Origin of the sequence: Burkholderia sp. IO2, from assembly GCF_029522185.1 — a bacterium.
In the GTDB taxonomy this organism is placed as follows: Bacteria; Pseudomonadota; Gammaproteobacteria; order Burkholderiales; family Burkholderiaceae; genus Burkholderia; species Burkholderia cenocepacia.
The window spans coordinates 64,498-88,934 of record NZ_JAKWFH010000005.1 but is presented as its reverse complement, the minus strand read 5'-3'; the positions used below and the strand labels follow the sequence as shown (position 1 = coordinate 88,934).

Sequence of the window (24,437 nt, the reverse complement as noted above, 5' to 3'; positions counted from 1 at the left end):
CGGCGTCAAAGCTGGACGCCTGATCGAGGCAATCGGTTTTACTTGTCGTGCGGCAGGTGGGGACGTGCGAATGCCGACCGATGCGGCTTCGGATCGATCCGCAGACTCATGGTCGACGCACGATGAATGGCCTGCAAGGCTCGGTTGCGTGCGCAACCGGGACGGGCTGGCGTGTGATCCGTCAATCGCCGAACAACTGCCCCTGCCCGGAGATCACGCGTTCGAAATCGTCGCGCAGGAACGGCAGGATCGCATCGGCGACGGGCTGAAGCTGGCGGCTCAGGTAGAACGCATAGTCGATCGGCGAGCGCATCGTTTCGAGCGGCTCGGGGCCGGCCGTCGTCATCACGTAGCTGATCCAGCCGCCGCGCTGATACTGCAGCGGCCGGCCCTGCGCATGATTGAACTCGTCGGCGATGCGCGCCGCGCGCACGTGCGGCGGCACGTTGCGCTCGTATTCGCGCAGCGGCCGGCGCACGCGCTTGCGGTAGACGAGCTGATCGTCGAATTCGCCGGCCAGCGTGCGCCGCACGTAGTCGCGAATGAAATCCTGATACGGTTCGCGCCTGAACACGCGCCGGTACAACTCGCGCTGAAACTGCTGCGCGAGCGGCGTCCAGTCGGTGCGCACCGTTTCGAGCCCCTTGAACACGAGATCCTCGCCGCCGTCGGCCGTCGCCGCGAGGCCCGCATAGCGCTTCTTGCTGCCTTCTTCCGCGCCGCGCACGGTCGGCATCAGGAAGCGGCGGTAATGCCGCTCGTATTGCAGCTCCAGCGCGCTGTCGAGCCCGAACTGCTCGCGCAGGTGCGCTTGCCACCAGCGATTCACGTGCTCGACCAGCGCCCGACCCTTCGCGCCGGCTTCGTCGTCGTCATGCGCGCGGCCGAGCCATACGAACGTCGAATCGGTATCGCCGTAAATCACTTCGTAACCCTGAGCTTCGATCAGCTTGCGCGTGCGGTGCATGATCTCGTGGCCGCGCATCGTGATCGACGATGCGAGGCGCGGATCGAAGAAGCGGCAGCCGGTCGAGCCGAGCACGCCGTAAAACGAATTCATGATGATCTTCAGCGCCTGCGACAGCGGTGCGTTGCGCTGCCGCTTCGCGTCGTCGCGGCCTTCCCACACGCGCCGCACGATGTCGGGCAGGCAGTGCGCGGTGCGCGAGAAACGCGCGCCGAGAAAACCGGGCACCGATGTGTCGTCGGCGGGGTGCGCGAGCCCCTCGATCAGCCCGACCGGATCGATCAGGAACGTGCGGATGATCGACGGATAGAGGCTCTTGTAGTCGAACACGAGCACCGAGTCGTACAGCCCGGGGCGCGAATCCATCACGAAGCCGCCGGGGCTGTTCTGCCCCGTCACGTCGCCGAGGTTCGGCGCGACATAGCCGAGCCGATGCATGCGCGGCAGGTACAGGTGCGTGAACGCCGCGACCGACCCGCCGGTGCGATCGGCCGCGAGGCCCGTGACGCTCGCGCGTTCGAGCGCGAAGGACAGCAGGTCGGCCTTGTCGAAGATGCGCGTGACGAGCTCGCAATCCTTCAGGTTGTAGCGCGCGAGCGCGGGCTTGTCGTGATCGAAGCGACGCTGGATCTCGTCCATCCGCTGATACGGATTGTCGATCGACTTGCCTTCGCCGAGCAGCGACTGCGACACGTATTCGAGGCTGAACGACGGGAAGGTCCACGTCGCGGATTTCAGCATGTCGATGCCGTCGAGGATCAGCCGGCCGGCCGCGCCCGCGAAGAAGTGGTCGGGCTGCTGGCCGTGCGCGCGCCAGTCGAGCACGCTGCCGCCGCGCCCGAGTTTCAGCGGCACGCCGTATTGCTCCGCGTGCGCGTGCAGGATGCGCAGGTCGAACTGCACGAGATTCCAGCCGATCACCGCATCGGGATCGTGCTCGTCGAACCAGTCGTTCAGCCGCGCGAGCATCGCGGGCCGGCTGTCGCAGTAGTCGAGATTGAAATCGAGCGTGCCGGTGCCATCGCGTTCGTCGCCGTTCGGCGGGCCGAGCATGTAGACCTGGCGCTGCCCGCAACCTTCGAGCGCGATCGAGTACAGCTCGCCGTGGACGCTGGTCTCGATGTCGAGCGACACGCAGCGCAGCGCGGGGCGGTAACCGGTCGCCGGCTTCAGCTCGCCGCCGGTCAGCGTGCCGTCGCGGCCGGGCTGGCCGCGAAACTCGACGCAGGCGGTGATGAAGCGCTCCATCGCGTAGCGGTCGGGCGGCTGCACGTCGGCTTCGTAGACGTCGACGCCGGCGGCGGCCAGGCGTTTCTGGAGCCCGGACAGATGGCGGTAGCGCTTGCAATAGAGGCCGACGACCGGGCGCTGCCGGAAGTCGCGCAGCGCGAGCGGCCGCAACTCGGCGTCGCGCTCGCCGGCCAGCGTGCGTTCGGCGAGCGCCTGCTGCTCGGCGGGGATGAACGCGACGGCTTCCTGCGGGCGCAACCGCACGCGGCGCGGGCCGTGTCCGGTTGCCAGCCAGAACTCGATCTCGATGCCGGATGCGGTGTCCCGCCAGTGGCGGGTAAGGATGAAGCCCTGCTCGAACGCCGTCAAAACGCTTGCTCGTCGTGGATGCTCAGGCGGCGGATTTTAGCGCCTGGAAGCGCTTCGCGCCGGCGGTGGTCGATGGCATCAGGTGGCAGGAAGCCGGAGCGTCACGACGGCCGCATCAGCACGCGCATGCCCGGCGCGATCTTCTGCGTGACTTCGCCGAACGCGGTGGTGTCGACGCGCGCGGACGCCTGCCGGTCGGCCGGCGACAACCGGTCGCGCGGCTGGACGACGATCTCGCGCATCTTGTCGGGGATGCCGTCGAATACGTCCCGGGTCGTTTTTTCCCAGTTCTTCGCCATCTTCAACCACGACTGCAGATACCGGATCGGCGTGGCGCCCTTCAGGAAGCTGGTGATTTCCGGATGATTCGGATCGTAAGACGACCGGAAGTACTGCCCGAGTTCGGTCGCGATCTTGTCGAATCGCAGCGACTCGGCCACGCAGAACACGACGAGCGATTGCGCGAGGAAGCGATCATCGGGCGTGAGCATGCGCTTGTCGCCGTCGGGTGTGCGCAGCAGGCCGCGAATCGCGCTATCGAGCGAGAAGCCGCGCACCGCGTCGCTGCCACTGGTGGCGATCGCATCGAACGGCATCCGGTCGAGATTGTGCGAGTAGTTTTCGAACGGATGACCGCCGATCAGCTCGACGTACAGGTCGCGCGTACGCATGTTGAGCACGAGCGGTGTGCCGCCGGTGCTGGGAAGCAGGCTGATCGTAAACGAAGGCGGCGCCGCATTCGAACAGATCCGGTAGTACGTGTTGTCGTAGCGGATCAGGTTCGTGTGTTCGGTAACGGCGTCGCGAATGGCATCGATCTGGGTGTCCCAGGTGCGCCCGACGCGCAAGATGAAATTCATGGAGATGTCTCCTGATGGCGGACCGAAGCCCGCACGGCCGGATCGGAAATCCGCGGCGGGTATGCCAGGGGCGCCCCGTCGCCTCTCTATTGCTCTTTTTAGGCTTTTGCAGCGGCTCGCGTCGGCGTAGCGTTTGTTCCGGCACCTTTTGTGAAAAGGCGGGCAACGGGCGCGAGGCAAACGATCATAGCAGGGCCGCGGGGTGGGTCGGCTCGGGCATCGCGCGGTGGGATCGGTGACGGTGGAACCGTGTCGTCGTGCAAGCCACGGGTGCTTGCAGTGGGACGTCAGGCGACGCGGAAATGCTCGGCCCACATCGTGCAGGACGAATGGCATCTGCTTGTCGCAGCATCTCGGTATTACTAAATGCATTCACGCCAATGAATAACCAATTACAGTTTTCAATTATTTGAATTCCACCCAATTGACGTCACAGAATCGTCATTCGTAGAATCGCCGGTCGAGAACAACATAATTCTGAGAGAGGCGCTATGGATGCGCACAGCATGATCGGGGCACTCACGGGAGGGCTGATTCAGCAGGAACGGCTTCTCAAGCTCGATACACCGCTTGGTAGTAACATCTTGACCCCGCATCGCGTGTTCGGGCAGTCTCGTATCGGTCGGGATTACCTGTTCATGGTCGACTGTGTGTCGACATCGAATGATGTCCAGCTCAAGGCACTGATTTCGCAGCCCATCACGCTGTGGATCCAGCAAACCGACAAGTCCTATTTTCCTCACCACGGCTACATTCATACCGCGAGAAAACTCGGTGTGGATGGCGGACTCGCGTGTTATCAGCTCAGTTTCTCGTCATGGCTGCATTTCCTGAAATTCCGACGGGACCAGCGCCACTGGCAAGACAAGACCGTCGACGCGATCATTGCCGACGTATTCGATGCGCATCCGCAGGCGCGCGGAATGTATCGCTTTGAATTGTCGCAACCGCTGCCCTCGCGTTCCTATTGCCGTCAGGACGAAACCGACTGGAATTTCGTGCATCGGCTGCTCGAATCCGAAGGTCTGTACGGCGTCTGGAAACAAGCGCAGGACGGCAAATCGCACACGCTCGTGATGACCGACCGTCTGCAGACGCTCGAGCCGCTTGCGCCGGCAACGGTCGAGTTTTCGCGGGCGGGCGTTCATGGCGAAGTGGACGCCTTGACGCAGTGGGCCGGTACCCGGACGCTGCAGTCCGTCCTGCTGTCGACGCGAACGTTCGACTACAAGAATCCGTCGACCCCTGCCAACCCGAAGGCGACGTCGGTGCCCACGATGGCGAACCAGGGCGATCTGCCGTCGCAGGCCGAGGTGTATGAATACACGGGCGGCTATACGTACCCGGAACAGGAGCGCGGCGATCATCTCGGCAAGATCCGCATGGAGGAATGGGAGTCGCGAGCCAAGCGCTACGATGGTGTCGGCGGGGTGCGCCGCATCGATGCGGGGCGGCGATTCACGCTGACGGGGCATCCCGAGCACGATCAGGACGCGGCCGATCACCGGGAATTCGCGGTGATCGAGGTCGAGTGGATCATCGTGAACAACGTGCCGCTTTCCGGGCACGAAGCCAACTATCCATACAGCCTCTATTCTGCAGTGAAACAGGCCGATGCGGACGACCCCGACAAGCTGTTCACCGTATCGCATGACGACGGCTCGACTGGCTTCTATCGAGTTGCCATCGAAGCGCAGCGTACGTCCGTGCCATATCGCAGCCCGCTCGAACACCGGAAACCGGAAGCCAAGCTGGAATCGGCCATCGTGGCCGGCCCCAAAGGGCAGCAGGCGTATACCGACGGCCTGAACCGGATCAAGGTGCTGTTCATCTGGGATCGGCACAACGAAGGTGACGAGCGGGCGTCGTGCTGGGTACGTGTCGCGCAATCCGACACCGGCGACGGGTACGGTGGCGTTCACATGCCGCGCGCAGGCGAGGAACTGCTGATCGGCCATATCGGGAACGACATCGACCGTCCGATTGCGTTGCACCGCGTCTACAACGGGGCCGCGAAGCCGCGATGGCATTCGAATGCGTTGCTGTCGGGCTACCGGTCCCAGGAGTTTTCGGGAAGCGGTTACAACCAGATGGTCATGGACGACTCCACGGGCCAGAACCGCGTGCATCTGTATAGCAGCAGCACGAATGCCGCGTTGCACCTGGGCTACCTGATCGATCAGAACGACAACGCACGGGGCGGTTATCTGGGCAAAGGCTTCGACTTGAGCTCCGAAGCCTATGGCGCGCTGCGGGCCGGGCGAGGACTGTTCGTGACGACGCACCCGGTGGCTGGCCAGCCACTCGATGCCAGCCTGGCGACGCGTCAATTGAACGGCTCCGCGAATATCCTCGATGGCTTGTCGCAGGCAAGCGAAACGTCGAAGGCGGAAAGCCTGAAGGATGGCCACGACACCTTCAAGGCCTTCGCGGATGCGACGCAGCACAGCGAATCGGGTGCGACGGGCGGTGGCGGTGTGACGGCCGGCGGAGGGACGGGCGACGCCAGTGCGTTCAAGCAGCCGGTGATCCTCATGGCTGCGCCTGCCGGCATCGGCCTGTCGACGCAGAAGTCGACGCACGTTGCGGCGGATCAGCACGTCAATATCGTCAGCGGGCAAAGCACGCACGTGGCGACCGGCAAATCGCTGGTCGCCAGCATTACGGAGAAACTGAGCCTGTTCGTGCAGAATGCCGGGATGAAGCTGTTTGCCGCGAAGGGGAAGATCGAGGTTCAGACTCATGCGGACAATATCGAAGTGACCGCGCAGAAGTCGTTGTTGCTGGCCTCCGTGACCGAGAAGGTCCAGGCATCGGCGCAGCAGGAAATCCTGTTGACGTCGGGCGGTGCGTACATTCGGCTCAAAGGGGGCGACATCGAGATTCATGCGCCGGGAAAGATCGACATCAAGGGCGCGCAGCATGCGTTCAGCGGCCCTGCGCGGATGGATGTGACCCATCCCGCGTTCAAGGATTTGCCGACGCGGCGGCTGATGCTGAATACCATGGCCTCGCCGTCCGCGACCCGTGTCGTTCCGGTCGGCATGCCGTACAAGCTTTACGCGGACGGGGCGCTGGTCAAGCAAGGGGTGTTCGACAAGACCGGGCAGTTGCCGATCGATCATCAGGTCACCACGCAGAAGTACACGCTGGAGATGGCGAACGGGGTGAAGCACGAGATTCCGGTGCCGGGTGAGTATCGGGATGCCGAGAACGGGAAACTTGCGAATCAGGGGTTTCAGTTCCTCGAGAGTTCGCCTGACGACGAAGTCGCGCCCGATCGGGCTGTCCACCGACAACAGTACAACGATCTGCTCAATCCTTCTTCGGACGCATAGCTCATGGCAACGCCGAACAATACCTTCACTACGCCGCTGGCGCTGAATCACACGTCGAACGCGACGGCGACGCTGCCATGGTTTCTGCAATTTACTGAATACGCCGCGAAGCAGGCGACATTCAGGCCCTTGGTAAACGGCAAAGAAGCGTTTGGGACGCTCTATGATGTGCTGATGAAAGCCCAGCACACCATCGACATCATTTGCTGGGGATTTCAGCCGTCCATGTATTTCAAGCGCGACGGTCACTCGCTTCGGATCGGAGAATTGCTTGAGCAGAAGGGGCAGAAAGGCGTCAAAGTCCGATTGCTGTGTTGGCGCGATCCGTTGTACCTCACCGAATTTGGCGAGAACAACATGCCGGGCTACGACCTGGTAACCGGGTTGAAGCAACATATATCGGACGATACCTATCGTCGGAGTTCGATGTTGTCCCGTGACTATCAAACCGACGAAGAAAGGAAGTTCGACGTGGAATGGTATTGGCGCGCCGACTTGAATAACGTAACAAGCACTTCGCTGCTGTCACCCCTGAATCCCCTGGCGAAAGTCGCCTACGAAAAAGCGCGTGCCCAGTACTACAAAGACCACGCACTAAAGAATATTGACTTCGCGACTCGGGGCTTCAGTCCCGCCAATCGGGCAGAGATTGCATGGCGCACGTTCTGGCATGGGAAAGACAAGGATCGTGACCTCCAAACCAAGGCGATGAACAGTGTTGGCATGGGTGCTGGAATTCCGACGCACCACCAAAAGATGGTGCTTGTCGATTATGAGGACCCGGAGAATGCCGTTGGTTTCGTGATGGGGCACAACATGCTCGATCAGTACTGGGATACGGATGATCACAGTTACAAGCCAAAGACCCCTTCGACCGGGCGTAATGGTCCAAGCCCATGGCAGGACATCTCCAGCTATGTGACCGGTCCGGTATTGCAGTATCTGAATGCGAACTTTTGCCAGGCATGGGACGACGCCACCGGCCAGGGCCTGGGCAAGGCACGGGACGGTCTTAAGGACCGCCTCAAGGTTCGATATGCGCCGGGTGGTGATACGCCGATGATGGCTCAGATCGCGCGTACACAGTCCCAGAAGGGACGACGCGACATCGAGAAGCTTTATCTGCAGGCGGTGAACAACGCCACGCAACACGTCTTTATCCAGAATCAATATTTCCGATGGCCGCCGCTTGCGAATGCAATCAAAGCGGTCGCGGCCAAGCACGTCAGTTGGGGACGCAACGTCACCGTGCATGGCCCGTTGTATTTGTTCGCCATCACGAATTCGGGCGACGAGGCAGTCGGAACCGGGACCGTCAATACTTATCGGATGCTGAATGCCTTGGGGAAGGCGCAGAGCATTCCGGGTGTCGCGACGTTGGAGCAAGAGGACGCTCGTCAGACCGCTTTGAAGGATCAGATGGCGGCGGTTGTGGATCAGCAGTCGCAGGCGAACCAAGCGTTGCTCGGGGCTCTCGAAGTGCAAGGCATCGTCGACTCGCCCGATTCGGCAAAACGGGTGGCCGACGCGAAGGCGAGGATCGAGCAGTTGAAACAGCGACGGGAATCCATTGCATCGCAGATGAAGAGTGCGCCGCAGCCTGTTCTGAACAAGGAGTACGATGGCCTCAAGGTTCATGTCTGTACGCTTGTGGCTCCGGATTCCCCGCCGGGCAAGTGGGTGCCCGTCTACGTTCATGCAAAATTGATGACGATCGACGATGTGTTTACGACGCTGGGGTCAGCCAACATCAACACACGCAGCATGGAGGCGGATAGCGAACTCAATATCTGTCACGAGAATGGTGACGTGACCAAGAGGTTACGGCAGCAGTTGTGGAGTCTGCATACGAACAAGGAGGGGGCGCAGGATGATCCAGGGCAAGCTTTTAATAAATGGGAAATGATTCTTAACAATAACGCCGACCTGCAGGGTGGAGGAAAGCATTCACCCGTCGCTTCGATTATTCGTTTCATGCGCATGTCAAACGAACGCACCTACAAAGACTGAAAAATGAGAAAGTCGCTTGTAATTTATACGGTCGTGTTGCTAGTGTGCGCCTGCACCAACAAGGAAGACTCAGTGGACTCGAATTTACCCGATATGTCGGCCGTACGAGCCAATCTCGCATTTACGTGTGTGCACGAGAGTGAACATCTTCCGCCTTTGGATCCGCGGGCAGATCAGTTGTTTCAGTATGGTCGCTATTTGCAGAAAATCGATGGTCCAAAGGATTTCGATGAAATCGTCCGCTACTATCGAATAGCTGCAGCGTATGGTCACTACAAAGCTAACACTAACGCACAGAAGCTGATTTCCCAAGGGTTGGCTAACTCCCCTGACGGGGCAAAGGAAACCATTGCGCTGGCAAAGAAGTTAATTGATGACGGAGTTCCTGGTGGCTATTACGACATCGGGCACTATCTCGAAGCTGGCTATGGGGTAAAGCAGGATGCCGAGATGGCCTTGCGGTATTTCAGGAAGGCTGCGGACATGGGTAGTCCTGAGGCACAAACTTATGTTGCCGAGCAGCTGGCGCCACACGATCGAGCTCCCGAGATTGCACGTCAAATGAGGCAGTGTGCGACCAATCAAGGTTACGGAGATGCTGCCAATTATTTGGGAATTAATTTTAAAAACGACTCAAAATATTCGGATGCCGTTTTATCCTTTCAAAAAGGTGTGAAGGCGGGGAGTGCTCAAGCTGCGTTGGCACTCGAAGAGGGATTCAACGGCCCCGAGGCATCAAATCGTCTTTCGTACCTTGCGCTCGCGCACGATCCAGAACGCTCGCGTCGTTATCGGTTGATCGGCAAATTTCTCGATAGCAACGAGAGCCGTAACCCGAAGGTTCCCGACCTCGACAAGATTGTTCCGCTGCCGCCGGCAAAACTGCCGCCGTGGGACGGCACGTTCCAATGGCAAAAGGAACAAGACGCAGCGACGCCACCGCAGAAGCCTTCAGACGAGTTCATCAACGAGATGGCGAAAGCCAAACATCTCGATCCCGCGACAGGATTACCGCTCCCAGGATCCGCGGACAAGACTTCGCAGGCCGAGCAACCGGAAAACGTCGCATCCCGCCTGCCATTGGGTACGGTTGCTCACACGGGCCAGACCTGCCCGGAAGACGGCGTATGGTGCGCGAAACTCGGTGCGGGTCAGTTTGGCGATACGCAGCGTCGATTCCTCAAGGGCGACGCGCTGCCGTCTGTCGTCGTGCATGAACCGAGAAAGCTGGCGGTGCTCGACAGCATGATGGGGACGCGCCAGCACGTTGAACAAGTTGCGTGGGAACTCGTTGCGTACCTTGATCAGGCTTGACCGGTTCATGCATCAAGGCTGCGTGCCCAACCCGCTCGTTCGATTGCGGCCACGCGCAGCAGGCTCGATTGATCATGTGTAGAACGTCTATCGCCTTGCTTGTTTCGTGCCTGCTGGCCGCGTGCTCGAAGAGCGAGAATGCTACGCGCGCGCGGACTGCCAACCCTGCCCGCAAGACGGCGCAGGTTGCACGACACCCGAACCGACCAGATTGACGATACGCAGCACCTTTTCACCAGGACGACGCATCGCCGTCCGTCGACCACCCGCCCGGCTAACCGGCATCGCGCACCTGACGACTGATTGATCCCGGAGTCCACATCGGCATGCGCGTGTTGCCGATCACGATGGCGATCTTGACCCTCGGCGGCGCCTGTGTGGTTTACCGGGTGCGGTGCCGCGTGTTCTACGCTCCCGTGAGCCGCGACACGGCGGAAACGTCCGAGGGAATGCCGTCGTCGTAGAAGCCGAAGGCGGGGAGGGCGATTCGCCGACGCGTGGCACGGCGGCGAATCACTGGACGATCGCTGTCCCTCCTCAGACATGCCCCTCATGCTCGATCGCCCCGCCATTCCCGACCCGCGCGGCGACCCTCACCGGCACCCCTGACACCCTTGCCGCCCGCTTCGCCCACATCGCCGTCAGAATCGGCACGAGGATCGCCGTCACGAGGCACGCGGTCGCGACGATCGCCGTCGCCGCCGGCACCATCGGTTTGAACTTCGGAATCATCTCGCCGATGATCGCCGGGTTCGCGACCGCGGCGCCGGCCGTCGACGACGCGGCAAGTCCGGCCGTCCCGTTGCCGCCGCCCACGAACTTGTCCGCCAGAATCAACGGCACGCCCGTCACGACGATCACCGCGAGCCCGAGTGCGATACCCGGCAGCCCGCTCTTCGCAATCACGTTCAGATCGATGCCGTTGCCGAGCGCGAAGCCGAAGAACGGAATCAGCGGATGCACGCAGCGCCCGAACAACTCGCGCAGGTCTTCATCGAGGTTGCCGAGCGTGAAGCCGATCAGGAACGGCAGCACCGCGCCGACGAAGAGCCGCGTCTCGAACACCGCGACGCCCGCCGCGCCGAGAATCAGCATGCTGACGAGCGGCCCCGATTCGATCGACATCAGCACGAACGCGCCGGCTTCTTCCTTGCTGCCGTACTGCTGCATCACGGCCGCATAGAGGCCGCCGTTGGTCATGTCCATCGACGTCGTGATCGCGAGCAGCGACAGGCCCGCGAACAGGCCCGTGCGGATGCCGTCGTCGGGGATGAACTGCGCGGCAATCAGCGTCGCGAGCCACGCGACCACGATCTTGGTCGCGAGCAGCGTGCCCGATTTGCGCAACACGACGCCCGTCGCGCGCAGGTTGATCGTCGCGCCCATGCAGAAGAACCAGACGGCGAGGATCGGCACCGTGCCGGCGATCAGGCCGTTGGTGAACGAGCCGAAGTACTTGCCGGCGTTCGGGGCGAACGTATGCACGCACGCACCCAGCAGCATCGGGACCAGCATGAGCCCGCCCGGAATGCGGTCGATGGCCTGTTTCAGCTTCACGTCTCCTCCGTGGACGTCGATGCGTCCCGTTGTCGAATGATGTCTGCTGACTGACTATAGGACAGGATTCGGAACGATGGTCCGTTTTTGTTAATTTCAGTGGTAGTCGTATACCCGTAAGACGCGATGGCTATGGCAGCAAAGGAATTGATCGACCGACGAAGCTGGATCGAAAATCCGGATCGACGTTCTGAATTTGATAAATGTGTGCTTCAATCTTCATCAGGGCGAGCGGCGGCGACGGTGCCGGCGGCCTGCCCATTCCCCAACGGAGAACCGGCATGGACGTGCGACAGGGCATACACAGCGAACACGCGAAGGCGCTCGACACGGCCGGCCTGCGCCGGCATTTCCTGGTGGAGAACGTGTTCGCGCCGGACGCGCTGTCGCTCACCTACAGCCATATCGACCGCATCATCGTCGGCGGCGCGTGGCCGGCCACGCGGCCGGTCGAGGTGCCGGCGTCGCTCGGCGCCGCGATGGGCGTGAGCCATCTGCTGGCGCGGCGCGAACTCGGGGCGATCAACATCGGCGGGCCGGGCTGGGTCGAGGTCGACGGGCAGCGTCATGCGGTGGGCACCGAAGAGGCGATCTATATCGGGCAAGGCGGGCAGGGTGTCGTGTTCGGCAGCGACGATCACGCGCGACCGGCGAAGTTCTACCTGAACTGCGCGCCCGCGCACACGGCCTATCCGACCCGCACGATCACGCTCGCGCAGGCATCGCCCGAAACGCTCGGCGACGCGGCTACGAGCAACCGTCGCACGATCTACAAGTTCATCGTGCCCGACGTATTGCCGACCTGCCAGTTGTCGATGGGGATGACGAAACTCGAGCCCGGCAGCCTGTGGAACACGATGCCGTGTCACACGCACGAGCGGCGGATGGAGGTGTATTTCTACTTCAATCTCGCCGCCGACGCGGCCGTGTTCCATCTGCTCGGCGAACCGCGGGAGACGCGTCACGTGGTGGTGCACAACGAGCAGGCCGTGATTTCGCCGAGCTGGTCGATTCATTCCGGCGTCGGCACGCAGGCATACACGTTCATCTGGGGGATGGCCGGCGAGAACCAGGTGTTCAAGGACATGGACCACATCGCCGTCGCCGACCTGCGCTGACATCATGAAACGCGAAACCCCCGATCTTCCCGCCGCCGGCGCGCATGCCGCGCTCGCCCGCCTGTTCGACCTCACCGGCAAGGTCGCGATCGTCACCGGCTGCAACACGGGGCTCGGCGCGGCGATGGCCGTCGCGCTCGCGTCGGCCGGGTGCGACATCGTCGGTGCGAATCGTTCGTCATCCGATGCAACGTCGGCGCGCGTCGCGGCCGCCGGGCGGCGCTTCGTCGACGTGCGCGCGGATCTGTCGACGCTCGAGCCGGTCGAGCGGATCGTCGAGGATGCGGTCGATGCGTTCGGCCACGTCGACATCCTCGTCAACAACGCGGGCATGATTCGCCGCTGCGATGCGCTCGCGTTCACCGAAGCCGACTGGGACGCCGTGATCGACGTGAACCTGAAGAGCGTGTTCTTCCTGTCGCAGGCCGTCGCGCGGCAGATGGTGCGGCAGGGGCGCGGCGGCAAGATCGTGAACGTCGCGTCGATGCTGTCGTTCCAGGGCGGCATTCGCGTGCCGTCGTACACGGCGTCGAAAAGCGGCGTGCTCGGCCTCACGCGGCTGCTCGCGAACGAATGGGCCGTGCGCGGCATCAACGTGAACGCGATCGCGCCCGGCTACATGGAGACCGACAACACCGCGCAGTTGCGCGAGGACAGCCGGCGCAGCGACGAAATCCTCGGCCGCATCCCGGCCGGCCGCTGGGGCGTGCCGGACGATCTCGCCGGCGCGGCGGTGTTTCTCGCGTCGCGCGCGTCGGACTACGTGCACGGCCATACGCTGGCCGTCGACGGCGGTTGGCTCGCGCGCTGACCGGCTCGCGCGATGAACGCGTTATGCTCTCCCGATTCGCATCTCACGGATTCACGGACATGACAGCAACGCCCAGGCAGCGCAAGCGCGATCAGGCGAACCAGGAAACCGGTGGCGGCCAACCGGGGGCCGACCTGTCGGCGGCAGGCAGCGTCGAGAAGCCCGATTCGGTCGCCGCGGTCGGCAAGGTCTTCACGATCCTCGCCGCGCTCGGCGAGCGCCGCGAGATCGGCATCAGCGAACTGTCGCACCAGCTCGGCATGTCGAAGACGACGGTGCATCGCTTCCTGCAGACCCTCAAGACGCTCGGCTACGTCGCGCAGGAAGGCGAGACCGACCGCTACCGGCTGACGATCCGGCTGTTCGAGCTCGGCAGCAAGGCGCTGGAAAGCGTGGACCTCGTGCGCGAGGCCGATCTCGAGATGCGCCGCATCGGGCAACTGACGCGCGAAGCCGTGCATCTCGGCGCGTTCGACGAGGACGCGATCATCTACATCCACAAGATCGACGCCGATTACGGGCTGCGCATGCAGTCGCGGATCGGCCGGCGCAATCCGCTGTACAGCACCGCGATCGGCAAGGTGCTGCTCGCATGGATGACGCCCGGCGACGCGCGTGCGGTGCTGGCCGGCATCGAGTTCAGGAAGTCGACCGCGAAGACGCTGGCGTCGGCGGATGCGGTGATGAGCATCCTGCCGCACGTGCGGCAGCAGGGCTACGGCGAGGACAACGAGGAGCAGGAAGACGGCCTGCTGTGTCTCGCGGTGCCGGTGTTCGACCGTTTCGGTCGCGTGATCGCGGGGTTGTCGCTGTCGTTCCCGGCGATGCGGTGCGGCGCGGACACGAAGGCGCATTACGTCGCGTTGCTGAAGGAGGCCGGGCAGGCGATTTCCGCCCGGCTCGGGCATCATCCGGAAGCGGTAGGCGTCGAAGCGACGACCATCGCGCAGGATTGAGCGTGTGCCGGGCGCGAACCGGCACGCCGAAACAACCATACGGCATACAGAACTTGATCATGCAGATGAAAATGACGATGCGCATGGGCATCGCGATGCTGGTGCTCGGCGCGAGCCTGGCTGCGAGCGGCGCGCACGCGACGCGCGCGGTCGATTGCGGGCAGCTCGATGCGGCCACGAGCGGCCCGGACGACAACTTCCGGCCGCCGGCGTCGGGTACGGTGATCGGCACGGGGCGCGCGTATTTCTACTCGGCGCCCGACGCGCACTGCATGACGAAGCAGACCTTCATCGTTCCCGGCGATTCGGTGACCGTCTACAAGTCGCACGGGCGCTGGTACAACATCATGTACGTGAACGGCAAGACCGGCGACGACTTCGAAGGATGGGTCGAGCAGGGCCGCGTGCGCCTCGACGGTCGATACGGCGCGCAGTAGTCGCCGTCGGCGGCGCCGCTACACCGGCGCCCATGCGAAATCGCGCTTCAGGTTCTCCGCGCGCAGCGGCCGCTGGTAGAGATATCCCTGCGCATACTGGATCCCGACCGCATGCAGCGCGCGATGCTGCGCTTCCGTCTCCACGCCTTCCGCGATGATCTTCAGGCCGTAGTGATGCGCGACGGCCGCGATCCCCTCGATCAGCCTCGCGCTGCCGCCGTCCAGTTGCGAGATGAACTGCCGATCGATCTTCACGTAGTCGAACGGAAAGCGCGACAGCATGTCGAGATTGCTGTGATGCGTGCCGAAATCGTCGATCGCGAACTTCGCGCCTTTCGAGCGCAGCGTCTGGAAAATCTCGGTGGTTCGCGCGTTCTTCTCCAGCAGGATGCGTTCGGTGACTTCGAGCACCAGCGTGAAGCCGGGCGGCAGCGCGCGGATCGCCTCCTCGACGACGGCCACGAACCGCCCGCGCTCGAGATCCTGCGGCGCAACGTTCACGGCGATGCGCAGCGGCGCGGACGGTGTCAGCGCGGTCAGTTCGGACACGGCCGTGCGCAGCACGAATTCGGTGACCTTCGGCAGCACGGTGCTGGATTCCACCTGCGGGATGAAGGCGGCCGGGCTGATGGCCCCCCACTTCGGATGGTGCCAGCGCAGCAACGCTTCGACGCCGACCGTCCTGCGCGTCTGCACGTCGACGATCGGCTGGTACACGACATGGAATTCGTTGCGCCTGAGCGCGTGGCGCACCGCTTTCAGCAACAGCCGCCGCGGGGCCATCGTGAGCAGGTAAGCGGCCATCACGAGGCTGTCGGCCAGCAGCACGATCGTCGCGCAGATCAGCCGGTAGTGGCGCTGCACCTGTGCCGCGTAGCGCGCCGAGGCGATGACCGACACCGTGAACGGCCAGCGCTGCGACGCCATCGTGCTGCCGCCGGCGGGGCCGGCCGCCGTTTCCGGCGCGAACTTGCCGTGCTGATCGAGACGGCCCGAACCCGCGATCGACAGCGTGGCCGTTTCCGCGCCATCGCCGGTGCCGTGGTTCAGCGCGTCGGCGACGTAGTCGCCTTCGATCAGGTACAGGACGCCCGCGCCGCGCGCGGTCGCGCGGAACGCGGACAGTACCGGAATGCCATGCTGGAACGGCGTCTGGCGCAGCAGCGTGACGATCATCGATCCCGGTTCGGGTTCGCGCGCATATGCGGCGAGCGGCAGGTCGATCGAGCCGAGCGCCGACGAACACATCACGCGCCCGTCGTTTGCCAGCGCGACCGCCCGCAGATAGCGCAGGCGAGTGCCCACTTCGGCGAGTGTCCGGAACACCGTCGCGCACGGCCGCCCGACCAGTGCGGTCAGCTCGTCCGCGTGTCGAAGGCGCACGCCGTCCAGAATGCGGTCCACGGAAGCCACGATGTCGTTTGCCACGACGCGTTCATGCGCGGTGACGGCATCGCGCGCGTAGCGGTCGGCCAGCACGATCGCGAACGCGGGCACGAGCACGCAAATGATCACGGCGGCGAAAAACACGACGCGCGGCCACGCGCCGCGGCGATGGAAAAGGGGCTTCGAGCCGGGCGCGAGCGCCCACAGTCCCGCGGTTGCCTTTGGTGTTGTACGCATGGCGTGGCAAGTCGAACCGGTCGATGCGCCAACGGCGCGCATCCCGCATGCCCGATTCGGGCCATGCGGCTCGCGCGCCGGTTTCGGGACGCCGGTCAATTCGGCCGGCGCGACGGCATCGGCTCGGCCTGTCGCGATCGACCCTTCATCTGGCAGCATTCCTCAATAACATGCGCGCATTGAGCATGTATATCGACGCAGCGTACCGAAAAAAGCCCCGGCCGCACAGTGTGTGCAGCCGGGACAAAAAACACCGTCTCTTGGCACGAGGATGGTGCGCGGCAAGTATAAGACGCGGCGCGATATTACGAAATATTGTTGTTTAAATATTGATGTGGTTTTGTGATTGTGTCTCAAAAAGAAACATTTCCATGTGGCGCGGCCGGCGGCAGACTTCTGCCAGGGCCTCAAACCGGAGCGTGACGATGGAAGAAAATGCCGGACCCACGGTCATCGTGACCGATGGCGCCGCCGTGGCGGACGGCGGTTCGCTGTGGATCAGGATTGCAGTGGATGGACAGGCGCGCGACTACTCGCTCGATCGCGCACTCGCGTCGCGCGGCACGCCGCGCTACGACAGCATCCGCGGCACGCACGGCGTGCTGTCGAACGAAGAACGACGGGCATTGCGGGTGCTGCTGGAGCGTATTGCCGATCCTGCCATGTGGGCCGGCATCGTCGGCACGTTCATCGAGGTGCTGAAGCGCGCCGACGGGCCATGAACGATGGAGTGCGGCTGCGCTTCAGAAGTCGTTGCGCATCTTGTGGAGCAGGCCGCTTGGCGACTGATGCGTGTCCACCGCGGTGAGCACGTCGGTCAGGAACCACGGCAGGTTCAGTTGCGTGTCGGCGTCGCCGACGCATACGCGGATCGGCGGTGCGCCGGACGGCGAACGGGCGCCTGGCGCGGCATCCCGCGACGGCACGCAATTTTTCGCGTGGGCCTGAGCCGGAACCGGCGCGACAGCGCCGGAGGATGCACCGGCGATGGCCGGCGCGTTGAAGGCGGCAAACAGGGTCAGGGCGGCGGCAAGGGCGACGCGTTTCATGAGGGTTCTCCGGCGATGCGGGTTCGACCACGCGAGCCGATGCGAGTTCGTCCGCGCGCGATGCGTGCACCCGCCCCAACAGCCGCTCAGCCGCGCGCGACGCTGGCTGCCCGCGCCGGCTGACGGCTGCGCCACTGCTGCGGCGATTCCCCGGTCCAGCGCCGAAAGGCGCGTGTAAACGCGCTGTGTTCGGAATAGCCGAGCAACCAGGCCACTTCGGCGAGCGTGAGCCGCGGATCGTTCAGATGATCGATCGCGAGCCGCCGCCGCGTATCCTCGCGCAGGCGCCGGAAGTTCAGCCCGAGCCCGGCCAGCCGGCGATGCAGCGTGCGGGACGACACATGCAGATCCGACGCGATCTGCTCGATGCTCACTTCACCCTGCGTCAGCAAACGCGCGACGGCCTCGCGCACCGACTGTTCGAGATCGTCCGTCTGCCGCAGTTCCGCGAGCAGCGCGCTCGCCTGGCGCTCCATCATCTGCCGCAGCGCGTCGTCGGGCCGCTGCAGCGGCTGCGTGAGCAAGCGCAACGGGAACGCGAGCCGGTTCACCGGCTGGCCGAACCGAACCGGGCAGCCGAAGTAGTCGCGGTACGGCTGTTCGTCGCCGGGCGACGGATGCACGAAGCAGACTTCGTCGGGCCCGGTGCGCGTGCCGGTGATATTGCGCGCAAATTGCACGATGGCGGTCAGCGCGACTTCGTCGACGAGCGGGCCGAGTGGTTCCGGTGCATCGTGCCATTCGATCGCCACTGACGTTGCCTCGACGCGCACTTCCATGCGCGCGACGTTCGCGATCAGGTGTTCGTATTGCTGCCAGCGCGCGAGCGCCGCGCCGGCGTCGCGGCACGCATGCAGCGCATAGCCGAGCGCGCCGAGATGCGCGGGCGTGATCCGCTGGCCGACGTGCAGGCCGAGCAGCGGATCGTCGAGCGCATCGGCCGCGCGTTCGAGCAGACGCCGCCAATGCGCGCTCGCGTACAGCGTCAGCCCGCGGTCGTCCTCGGGTGGCCGTGCCTCGCCGAGCACGCGCGCCGCATCCTTGCCCTGCCCGGACAGATAGTCGAACAGCAGCCGCACGTACGTGCTCGAGTAATAGATGCGCTGGGTCGCGAGCGGGGAGGCGGCGGGCATGGCGGAAAGTGTCAAGTAATCGTCGGCAAGTGTCAACGCGGGCCGACCCGTGCGCGACCATACTGCGCGGCAGTTCCCGATCGAGGCTGCCGACATGCCGACCGAGTTGATGACGTGGCTCCATGCGTTCCTGGGTAACGACGTGGACTGGAAGCAGGTGCTGCTGATCGGCATGACGCCGGTGTTCCTGATCGCCTTCGCGGTCGAGTACGCGGTAATGACCCGGCGCGGCCGCCGCGAACCGTTTTCCTGGAAGGAGATCGTCGCGAACCTGTCGCTCGGCGCCGGTTATCAGGTGGCCGAGACCGTGACGGGATTGCTGTTGAGCGGTGCGATCTTCGCGTGGGTCTATCGACACCGGCTGTTCGACGTGCCGGTGAACGGCTTCACGATCGTGCCGATCTTCGTCGTCGTCGAGTTCTGCTACTACTGGTTTCATCGCACGTCGCACCGCGTGCGCTGGTTCTGGGCCGCACACGTGCCGCATCACAGCGGCGAGGTGATGAACTTCACGACGGCGATGCGCCAGTCACTGCTGAACGCGTTCGTCGGCGTGTTCCTGTTCTATCTGCCGCCGGTGTGGCTCGGCATTCCGCCCGCCGTCGTGCTGTTCCTGCTTGCCGTCGATCTCGCGTACCAGTATTTCGTGCATACCGAAGCGATCGGCCGGCTGCCGCGCTGGTTCGAGTACGTGTTCGACACGCCGTCGAACCATCGCGCGCATCATGGCCGCAATCCGCGGTACATCGACCGCAACTACGGCGGCGTGCTGATCATCTTCGACCGGATGTTCGGCACCTATGTCGAGGAAACGGAGCCGGTCGACTACGGCATCACGCAGCAGATTCGTTCGTACAACTTTCTTGTTCTGAACGTGCACGAATTCGTCGACATGTGGCGCGATGTGCTCGCACCCGGGCCGGTTCTGCAGCGCTTGAAGCATCTGTGGATGCCGCCCGAGTGGGAGCGGCCCGGGCATCGGCCGATCCATACGTGGAGCGTCGAGCGGAAAGGGGGGGAAGGGGCGAGTCGGGCGGACATGACCGAGCGCGGTACTTGACCGCGCGGGGCCGGTTTTTCAGTTGGCGCCTGTCGGGCGATGACGGAAGAAAAGGTATGCCAGGCCGAGCGGTGCGATGAAAATGGCTAGATACCAACACAGGAACATGGTCATGAACTTGACAACCAGCATCAATGCTGCATTGACAAAGAACATATTGCGTCCAACGATGTAGTTCACGACGCTTTCGTAGACAAATCGGGAATAAGGGTAGAGGAGGCAACTCACCGCCATGAAAATCAATACAAGCGCGAGCAATCCTCCGGGAAGGCTTTCTTTCCCGAAGCTGGAAATGAAGATGAAAACCGTGGGGAAGATCAAGCTGAAAAGAAAGTTACGAATATAGTAGGGGCGAGTGAGTCCGCCAAACGAGCGCGTAATGATTGAATTCATGCCATCCCTGGTCGAAATTCATAGTAACGACCAGAGATGATAAAACTTGATAGGTCGCAATCAGATATTTTAATTGGCCGCGATATTCGAGATTGTCGACGGTGATTGCGGGCATGAAGGACAAGGGCGGACGTCGTCGACGTGATGCATCGCGCATCCGGCATACGTTGTCGTCACCATGCGTCACTGATACCCGTAACACTGCTTCAGCCCCGCGTAGTCGTAGAAGTGGCTGGTTGGCGCGATCTTCGCGCCGTCGCACGCGGCCTGGAAATCCGTTTCGCGCTCGTTGTACAGCATCTTCACGATGAGCCGCGTCCCGTTGCGATAAACATCCCATTGCATGTTCGCGGCCATCGGCGACACCTGGTCGCCGCGCCACGGGTTGTTCGCGTACGTGTACGTCTGCGCTTGCGGCGTCGGCACGAACACGTTCTTCAGGTTCATGATCGACGCGAACGGAATCACGATCTCCGCGTGCGTGAAGCGCAGCTTCGCGGCATGCGTCAGGTCGCCGCGCGCGATCGCATCGACTTCACCGAAGAAATCGTCCTGCAGCACCTTCGCCATCCGGTACGTCACCGGGTTCGCTTCCTGGATGCCGGGCCCTTTCTGGTAGTAGTCCTCGGCGTCCTGCAGGTACGCGAGATACTGCGCCTGCTCGGCACCGATGTATTTCTCCATCGTGACGCCGCCGGTTTCCGCGGTCATGGCCGGCGCAACCTGCAGCAGGTTGTACAGCACGTTCACCGCATCGACGGCCGTCGCGATCTTCGTCTTGCCGTCGCCCTTCAGCGTGTTGGTGAACTTGCCGTCCGTCGATGTAAACGCATAGGTGCCGGTGTTCGCGAACGTGTAGCCGTCGGTGCCGAGCTTCGCGATGAAGGCCGGCGACACGAGCGCGGTCAGCACCGTTCGCGCGACGTCGGCCGCTTGGGGCGCGGCCTTGATCGCCTTCAGCTTCGCGGCCACCGTCGCGTCGTTTGCATAGGCCTGGTATGCCTGGCTCGCCTGATAGGTCGCGTAGTACGGATCGCTCGTGTCGGTCACGAGATCGGTGGCCGGCTTCAGCGAGTGGAAATACAGCAGGAAGCGATTGGTGCCGGCCGGCTGCGCGACCGGTGCGTTCGCCGGATAGCCGGCCGGTGCGGCCGGCAGCGTGATGGCCGGCGCCAGTGCCGGCTGCGCGGCAACGAGCGCCGCCGAGAAATATGTCGAACTGTCGACCGCGCGATCCTGGCCCGAGTTGACGACGACCACCTGCCGGTTGCCCGCGGCGAACAGCGCAGGCAGCCGCTGCGCGAGACGCGCGGCGAGTTGCTGATGTTCGCGGATGCCGGTTTGCGTGAGGTTGCCGTACCCGGGTGTCGAGATGCCCTGCACGCCGTAGCCGAGCAGCGCATTGGCCTTCATCATCGCGTACGTGTCGGCCTTGAGTTGCGCGCCCAGCGCGGTCAGCGCGCCGTCGGCCTCGGCCTTGACCAGCATCGCGTAGATCGCGCCGTCGTACTTGAAGCCCGACAGCCCGCGCGAGCCGTGCCGTGCGACGAGTTCGGTGTAGACCGGCGCGTAGTCGGCCGGCGGCGCTTCGTAGGTCGCGGCGTCCTGCTGCGGGCGGTACGGCGTCTTCGTCTGGTAGTAGGTCGCGGGCGCAGGGTCAGGCGTGGGCTGAGGTTGCGGTTGCGGTGCGGGCGCCGTGCCGTTGTTGTCGACCGACGTGGCGGGCGGCGTCGGGTCATCATCCCCGCCGCAGGCGGCGAGCAACAGACAGGCGATCGTGAGGGCGGCGGCGGTGCGGGTCGGGCGTGTCATCGTGGCGGGCAACGGACGGCACGATGCGCATGCGCGTCGTACCGTCTCCGGGGCAATGTGGTCGAGCCCCGGAGTGTTGCAAGCGACTTTGACAGCAGAATGTCAGGATGCGGTCGGACAATCGTCGGATTGCCGCCGGATCGACGATGATGGCCGGCTGCGGCCGGCCCGGGGGCGGGCGTTCAGTGCAGCCCGGCCGATGCGATCGAGCGCACCGTATCGGTGATGTTCACGCAGCGCGACAGGCCGAAATGTTCGACTTCGCGGCGTTCCGGTTCGCTGCTCGCGATCCCGACCGCGCGCTCCGGCGGCACGCCGAGCGCTTGCAACGCGACATCGAACGGATGTTGATTTGATCCGGAGTCCTGTTGATCAGAATCCGTGACGACGACCGAGAAGCGGTCGAGGTTCGCGCGGCCGAACTGGCCTTCGAACATGTCGCTGAGCCGTGCGGCCGGCAGCGTCGTGACGAGACCGAGTCGATATCCTTCTTCCGATGCCCGGTCGAGCCACTGGATGATCGCGTCGCGCTGATGGCGCGATTCGCGCGAATCCGGTGTTGCTTCGATCTGCGCGAATGCTGCGTCGAGACGGGTGACGATGGCTTCGATGACCACGGTGATTCCTTTTCAGAAACGTGATGATCCGTTCGCCGACGGGAATGCCACACACCTTAGCGTCGATCCGGAAAATGCGACCAATTAATATTTTTAGCCGACTCATACGATTTGACTAATGAATGGGGTGGCAAGCCAGAGCGGGCGCGGGACACGTGTCGCACGGCATTTTCCGCGCGAATGGCAGCGCATCGACGGCCTTCAATGTGATGCACCAGCATGGCGCACATTCTGGATGCATCACGCATATGCATATAAGGAAACGGCATATCGAGCGATGCCCGCCCGATATGCCGCGTTGCGAGGGTGCGCGCGAACAGGCGCGATCAGTGCAGCTTGATCGACGGCTGGTTACGGCTTTGCAGCCAGTGGCTCAGCGACTGGAACAGCGCGCGCTTCACGCCGACCACGCTGAACAGGTGCTTGCGATACAGGAACTTGTACAGCCCGATCGCCGCCAGCCCGTCGACGATCAGCGAGCGCGAGCGCACGCCGATGTCCGCCTGGTACACCGCACCCGCATGCCCGAGCGACACGACCGTGCCCGCATCGCGGAACGTGAAGCCGGCCACCGGCTTGCCGGCGACGCGGCGCGCGAACGCGTTGACCAGATACACGGCCTGCTGGTGCGCGACCTGCGCGCGTGGCGGCAGGAATCCGCCGGCACCAGTCGACGGGCACGCGGCGCAATCGCCGAACGCATACACGTGCGGATCGTCGGGCGTCTGCAGCGTGTCGGTCACGATCACCTGGTTCGAGCGGTTCAGCGCGATGTCGCCGATGTCCCGCAGCATCGCGGGGCCGGCGACGCCGGCCGCCCAGATCGTGATGTCGCTCGCGAGCCGTTCGCCCGCCGCGGTCGTCACGGCATCCGCGCCGACTTCCGCCACGCGCGTATCGGTCAGCACGTCGACGTTCAGCGCGCGAAGCTGCGCGTGCATCTTGCCGGACAGCCGTTCGTCGAGCGCCGGCAGGATGCGCGGGCCGCCTTCGATCAGCCGGATGTGCACGTCGCGTGCGGACACCAGCGCCTTGAAGCGGTACGTGGTCAGTTGCTGGATCGCGTGCCGCAGCGCGGCGGCCAGCTCGACGCCCGTCGCGCCCGCACCGATCACGTTGATGCAGATCGGCGCGCCCCGCCGCGCGGGCTGCTGCTCGGCCAGGTGATTCGCCTTCGTGCACGCAGCGAGGAACTTGCGGCGGAAATCCTCGGCCTGGTCGAGGTTTTCGAGCGGCAGCGCATGACGCTCGGCGCCCGGCACATTGAAGAAATTCGTCACGCTGCCGACCGCCAGCACGAGATCGTCATAGTCGAGTTCCCGCTGCGGCAGGATTTCCGTGCCGTCCGCATCCCGCACGGCCGCGATCGTCGCCGTGCGGGCCGCGCGGTCGACCCGCCGCAGCGCGCCCTGCACGAAACGGAAGCCGTGACGCTTCGCCTGCGCCGCGTATTCGATCGTGTGGGAGGCCGGATCGCGATGGCCCGATGCGGCTTCGTGCAGCAGCGGCTTCCAGAAGTGCGTCGGATAACGGTCGACGAGCACGACGTCGGCCTGCCCGCGGCGTCCGACCGTATCGCCGAGACGCGTCGCGAGCTGCAGGCCGCCGGCGCCGCCGCCGATGATCACGATGCGCGGAACGCGCGGTGCGCGGTCCGTTGCAAGGGTGGGCGTGGTGTTGTCCATGTTGGGCTCCCGCTGAATGACGATTCGGATGACATTGCTCAAGAACCGACGATATAGTTTCGAACCCACTCGAACAATTTAATGTTTATAAGCGACTC

Annotated in this window: 19 protein-coding genes; 9 read left to right on the top strand and 10 right to left on the bottom strand. The window is 63.7% G+C overall.

Going from position 1 to position 24,437, the window contains the following annotated elements; genetic code table 11:
• Window positions 1–181: 181 nt before the first annotated feature.
• Both MMB92_RS04615 and MMB92_RS04610 read right to left on the bottom strand, forming a co-directional pair.
• Window positions 182–2,566, bottom strand: coding sequence for a DNA polymerase II (locus tag MMB92_RS04615; protein WP_077189813.1), 2,385 nt, complete (start codon window positions 2,564–2,566; stop codon window positions 182–184).
• A gap of 101 nt (window positions 2,567–2,667) precedes the next feature.
• Window positions 2,668–3,426 carry a hypothetical protein gene (locus tag MMB92_RS04610; RefSeq protein WP_006483080.1) on the bottom strand — a complete coding sequence of 253 codons (759 nt, stop codon included), beginning with the start codon at window positions 3,424–3,426 and terminating at the stop codon, window positions 2,668–2,670.
• Between the two features lie 491 nt (window positions 3,427–3,917).
• Here MMB92_RS04610 and MMB92_RS04605 point away from each other — a divergent pair, with 491 nt between their 5' ends.
• From MMB92_RS04605 to MMB92_RS04595, 3 genes are read left to right on the top strand one after another with little or no spacing between them, the layout of a single operon-like run.
• On the top strand, window positions 3,918–6,764 hold the full coding sequence (locus MMB92_RS04605) for a type VI secretion system Vgr family protein (protein WP_212266687.1): 2,847 nt from the start codon (window positions 3,918–3,920) through the stop codon (window positions 6,762–6,764).
• Window positions 6,765–6,767: 3 nt separating this feature from the next.
• Window positions 6,768–8,774: a phosphatidylserine/phosphatidylglycerophosphate/cardiolipin synthase family protein gene (locus tag MMB92_RS04600; protein ID WP_034203050.1), complete on the top strand. Its 2,007-nt coding sequence runs from the start codon at window positions 6,768–6,770 to the stop codon at window positions 8,772–8,774.
• A gap of 3 nt (window positions 8,775–8,777) precedes the next feature.
• Window positions 8,778–10,088, top strand: coding sequence for a sel1 repeat family protein (locus tag MMB92_RS04595; protein WP_181645694.1), 1,311 nt, complete (start codon window positions 8,778–8,780; stop codon window positions 10,086–10,088).
• Between the two features lie 537 nt (window positions 10,089–10,625).
• Here MMB92_RS04595 and kdgT read toward each other — a convergent pair.
• The gene (kdgT, locus tag MMB92_RS04590) at window positions 10,626–11,645 is read right to left on the bottom strand and encodes a 2-keto-3-deoxygluconate transporter (RefSeq protein WP_006494531.1); all 1,020 of its coding nucleotides are present in this window, start codon (window positions 11,643–11,645) and stop codon (window positions 10,626–10,628) included.
• Window positions 11,646–11,926: 281 nt separating this feature from the next.
• Here kdgT and kduI point away from each other — a divergent pair, with 281 nt between their 5' ends.
• From kduI to MMB92_RS04570, 4 genes are all read left to right on the top strand, one after another.
• Complete coding sequence (gene kduI / locus MMB92_RS04585; RefSeq protein ID WP_006494530.1) at window positions 11,927–12,763, top strand: 5-dehydro-4-deoxy-D-glucuronate isomerase; 837 nt, start codon at window positions 11,927–11,929, stop codon at window positions 12,761–12,763.
• A 4-nt stretch (window positions 12,764–12,767) separates the two neighbouring features.
• Window positions 12,768–13,574, top strand: coding sequence for a 2-dehydro-3-deoxy-D-gluconate 5-dehydrogenase KduD (kduD, locus tag MMB92_RS04580; protein ID WP_048986384.1), 807 nt, complete (start codon window positions 12,768–12,770; stop codon window positions 13,572–13,574).
• A gap of 59 nt (window positions 13,575–13,633) precedes the next feature.
• Complete coding sequence (gene kdgR, locus MMB92_RS04575; protein WP_058902529.1) at window positions 13,634–14,530, top strand: DNA-binding transcriptional regulator KdgR; 897 nt, start codon at window positions 13,634–13,636, stop codon at window positions 14,528–14,530.
• A gap of 65 nt (window positions 14,531–14,595) precedes the next feature.
• Window positions 14,596–14,967, top strand: a complete 372-nt coding sequence (locus MMB92_RS04570) for a hypothetical protein (protein WP_034203450.1) — start codon at window positions 14,596–14,598, stop codon at window positions 14,965–14,967.
• 18 nt (window positions 14,968–14,985) lie between these two features.
• Here the strand turns inward: MMB92_RS04570 and MMB92_RS04565 are convergent, their stop codons facing one another.
• Window positions 14,986–16,590 carry an EAL domain-containing protein gene (locus MMB92_RS04565; protein WP_058903559.1) on the bottom strand — a complete coding sequence of 535 codons (1,605 nt, stop codon included), beginning with the start codon at window positions 16,588–16,590 and terminating at the stop codon, window positions 14,986–14,988.
• Between the two features lie 425 nt (window positions 16,591–17,015).
• Between MMB92_RS04565 and MMB92_RS04560 the strand changes: the two genes are divergently transcribed.
• The gene (locus MMB92_RS04560; RefSeq protein WP_058902530.1) at window positions 17,016–17,312 is read left to right on the top strand and encodes a hypothetical protein; all 297 of its coding nucleotides are present in this window, start codon (window positions 17,016–17,018) and stop codon (window positions 17,310–17,312) included.
• A gap of 21 nt (window positions 17,313–17,333) precedes the next feature.
• Here MMB92_RS04560 and MMB92_RS04555 read toward each other — a convergent pair whose 3' ends face one another.
• On the bottom strand, window positions 17,334–17,639 hold the full coding sequence (locus MMB92_RS04555; protein WP_006483216.1) for a hypothetical protein: 306 nt from the start codon (window positions 17,637–17,639) through the stop codon (window positions 17,334–17,336).
• A gap of 86 nt (window positions 17,640–17,725) precedes the next feature.
• Entirely contained in the window at window positions 17,726–18,772 is a 1,047-nt protein-coding gene (locus MMB92_RS04550) for an AraC family transcriptional regulator (protein WP_006494522.1), read from the bottom strand.
• Between the two features lie 49 nt (window positions 18,773–18,821).
• On the opposite strand from MMB92_RS04550, the gene MMB92_RS04545 reads away from it, so the two are divergent.
• The gene (locus tag MMB92_RS04545; protein WP_227746323.1) at window positions 18,822–19,832 is read left to right on the top strand and encodes a sterol desaturase family protein; all 1,011 of its coding nucleotides are present in this window, start codon (window positions 18,822–18,824) and stop codon (window positions 19,830–19,832) included.
• Between the two features lie 18 nt (window positions 19,833–19,850).
• Here MMB92_RS04545 and MMB92_RS04540 read toward each other — a convergent pair whose 3' ends face one another.
• The 4 genes from MMB92_RS04540 to MMB92_RS04525 form a co-directional block, all read right to left on the bottom strand.
• Window positions 19,851–20,225, bottom strand: a complete 375-nt coding sequence (locus tag MMB92_RS04540) for a hypothetical protein (protein WP_006483192.1) — start codon at window positions 20,223–20,225, stop codon at window positions 19,851–19,853.
• Window positions 20,226–20,408: 183 nt separating this feature from the next.
• Window positions 20,409–22,037 carry a histidine-type phosphatase gene (locus MMB92_RS04535; RefSeq protein WP_012493022.1) on the bottom strand — a complete coding sequence of 543 codons (1,629 nt, stop codon included), beginning with the start codon at window positions 22,035–22,037 and terminating at the stop codon, window positions 20,409–20,411.
• Between the two features lie 182 nt (window positions 22,038–22,219).
• Window positions 22,220–22,654: a hypothetical protein gene (locus tag MMB92_RS04530; RefSeq protein ID WP_006483196.1), complete on the bottom strand. Its 435-nt coding sequence runs from the start codon at window positions 22,652–22,654 to the stop codon at window positions 22,220–22,222.
• A gap of 326 nt (window positions 22,655–22,980) precedes the next feature.
• A complete protein-coding gene (locus MMB92_RS04525; RefSeq protein WP_062885135.1) occupies window positions 22,981–24,339 on the bottom strand; it encodes an NAD(P)/FAD-dependent oxidoreductase in 1,359 nt (452 codons plus the stop codon).
• Window positions 24,340–24,437 lie beyond the last annotated feature (98 nt).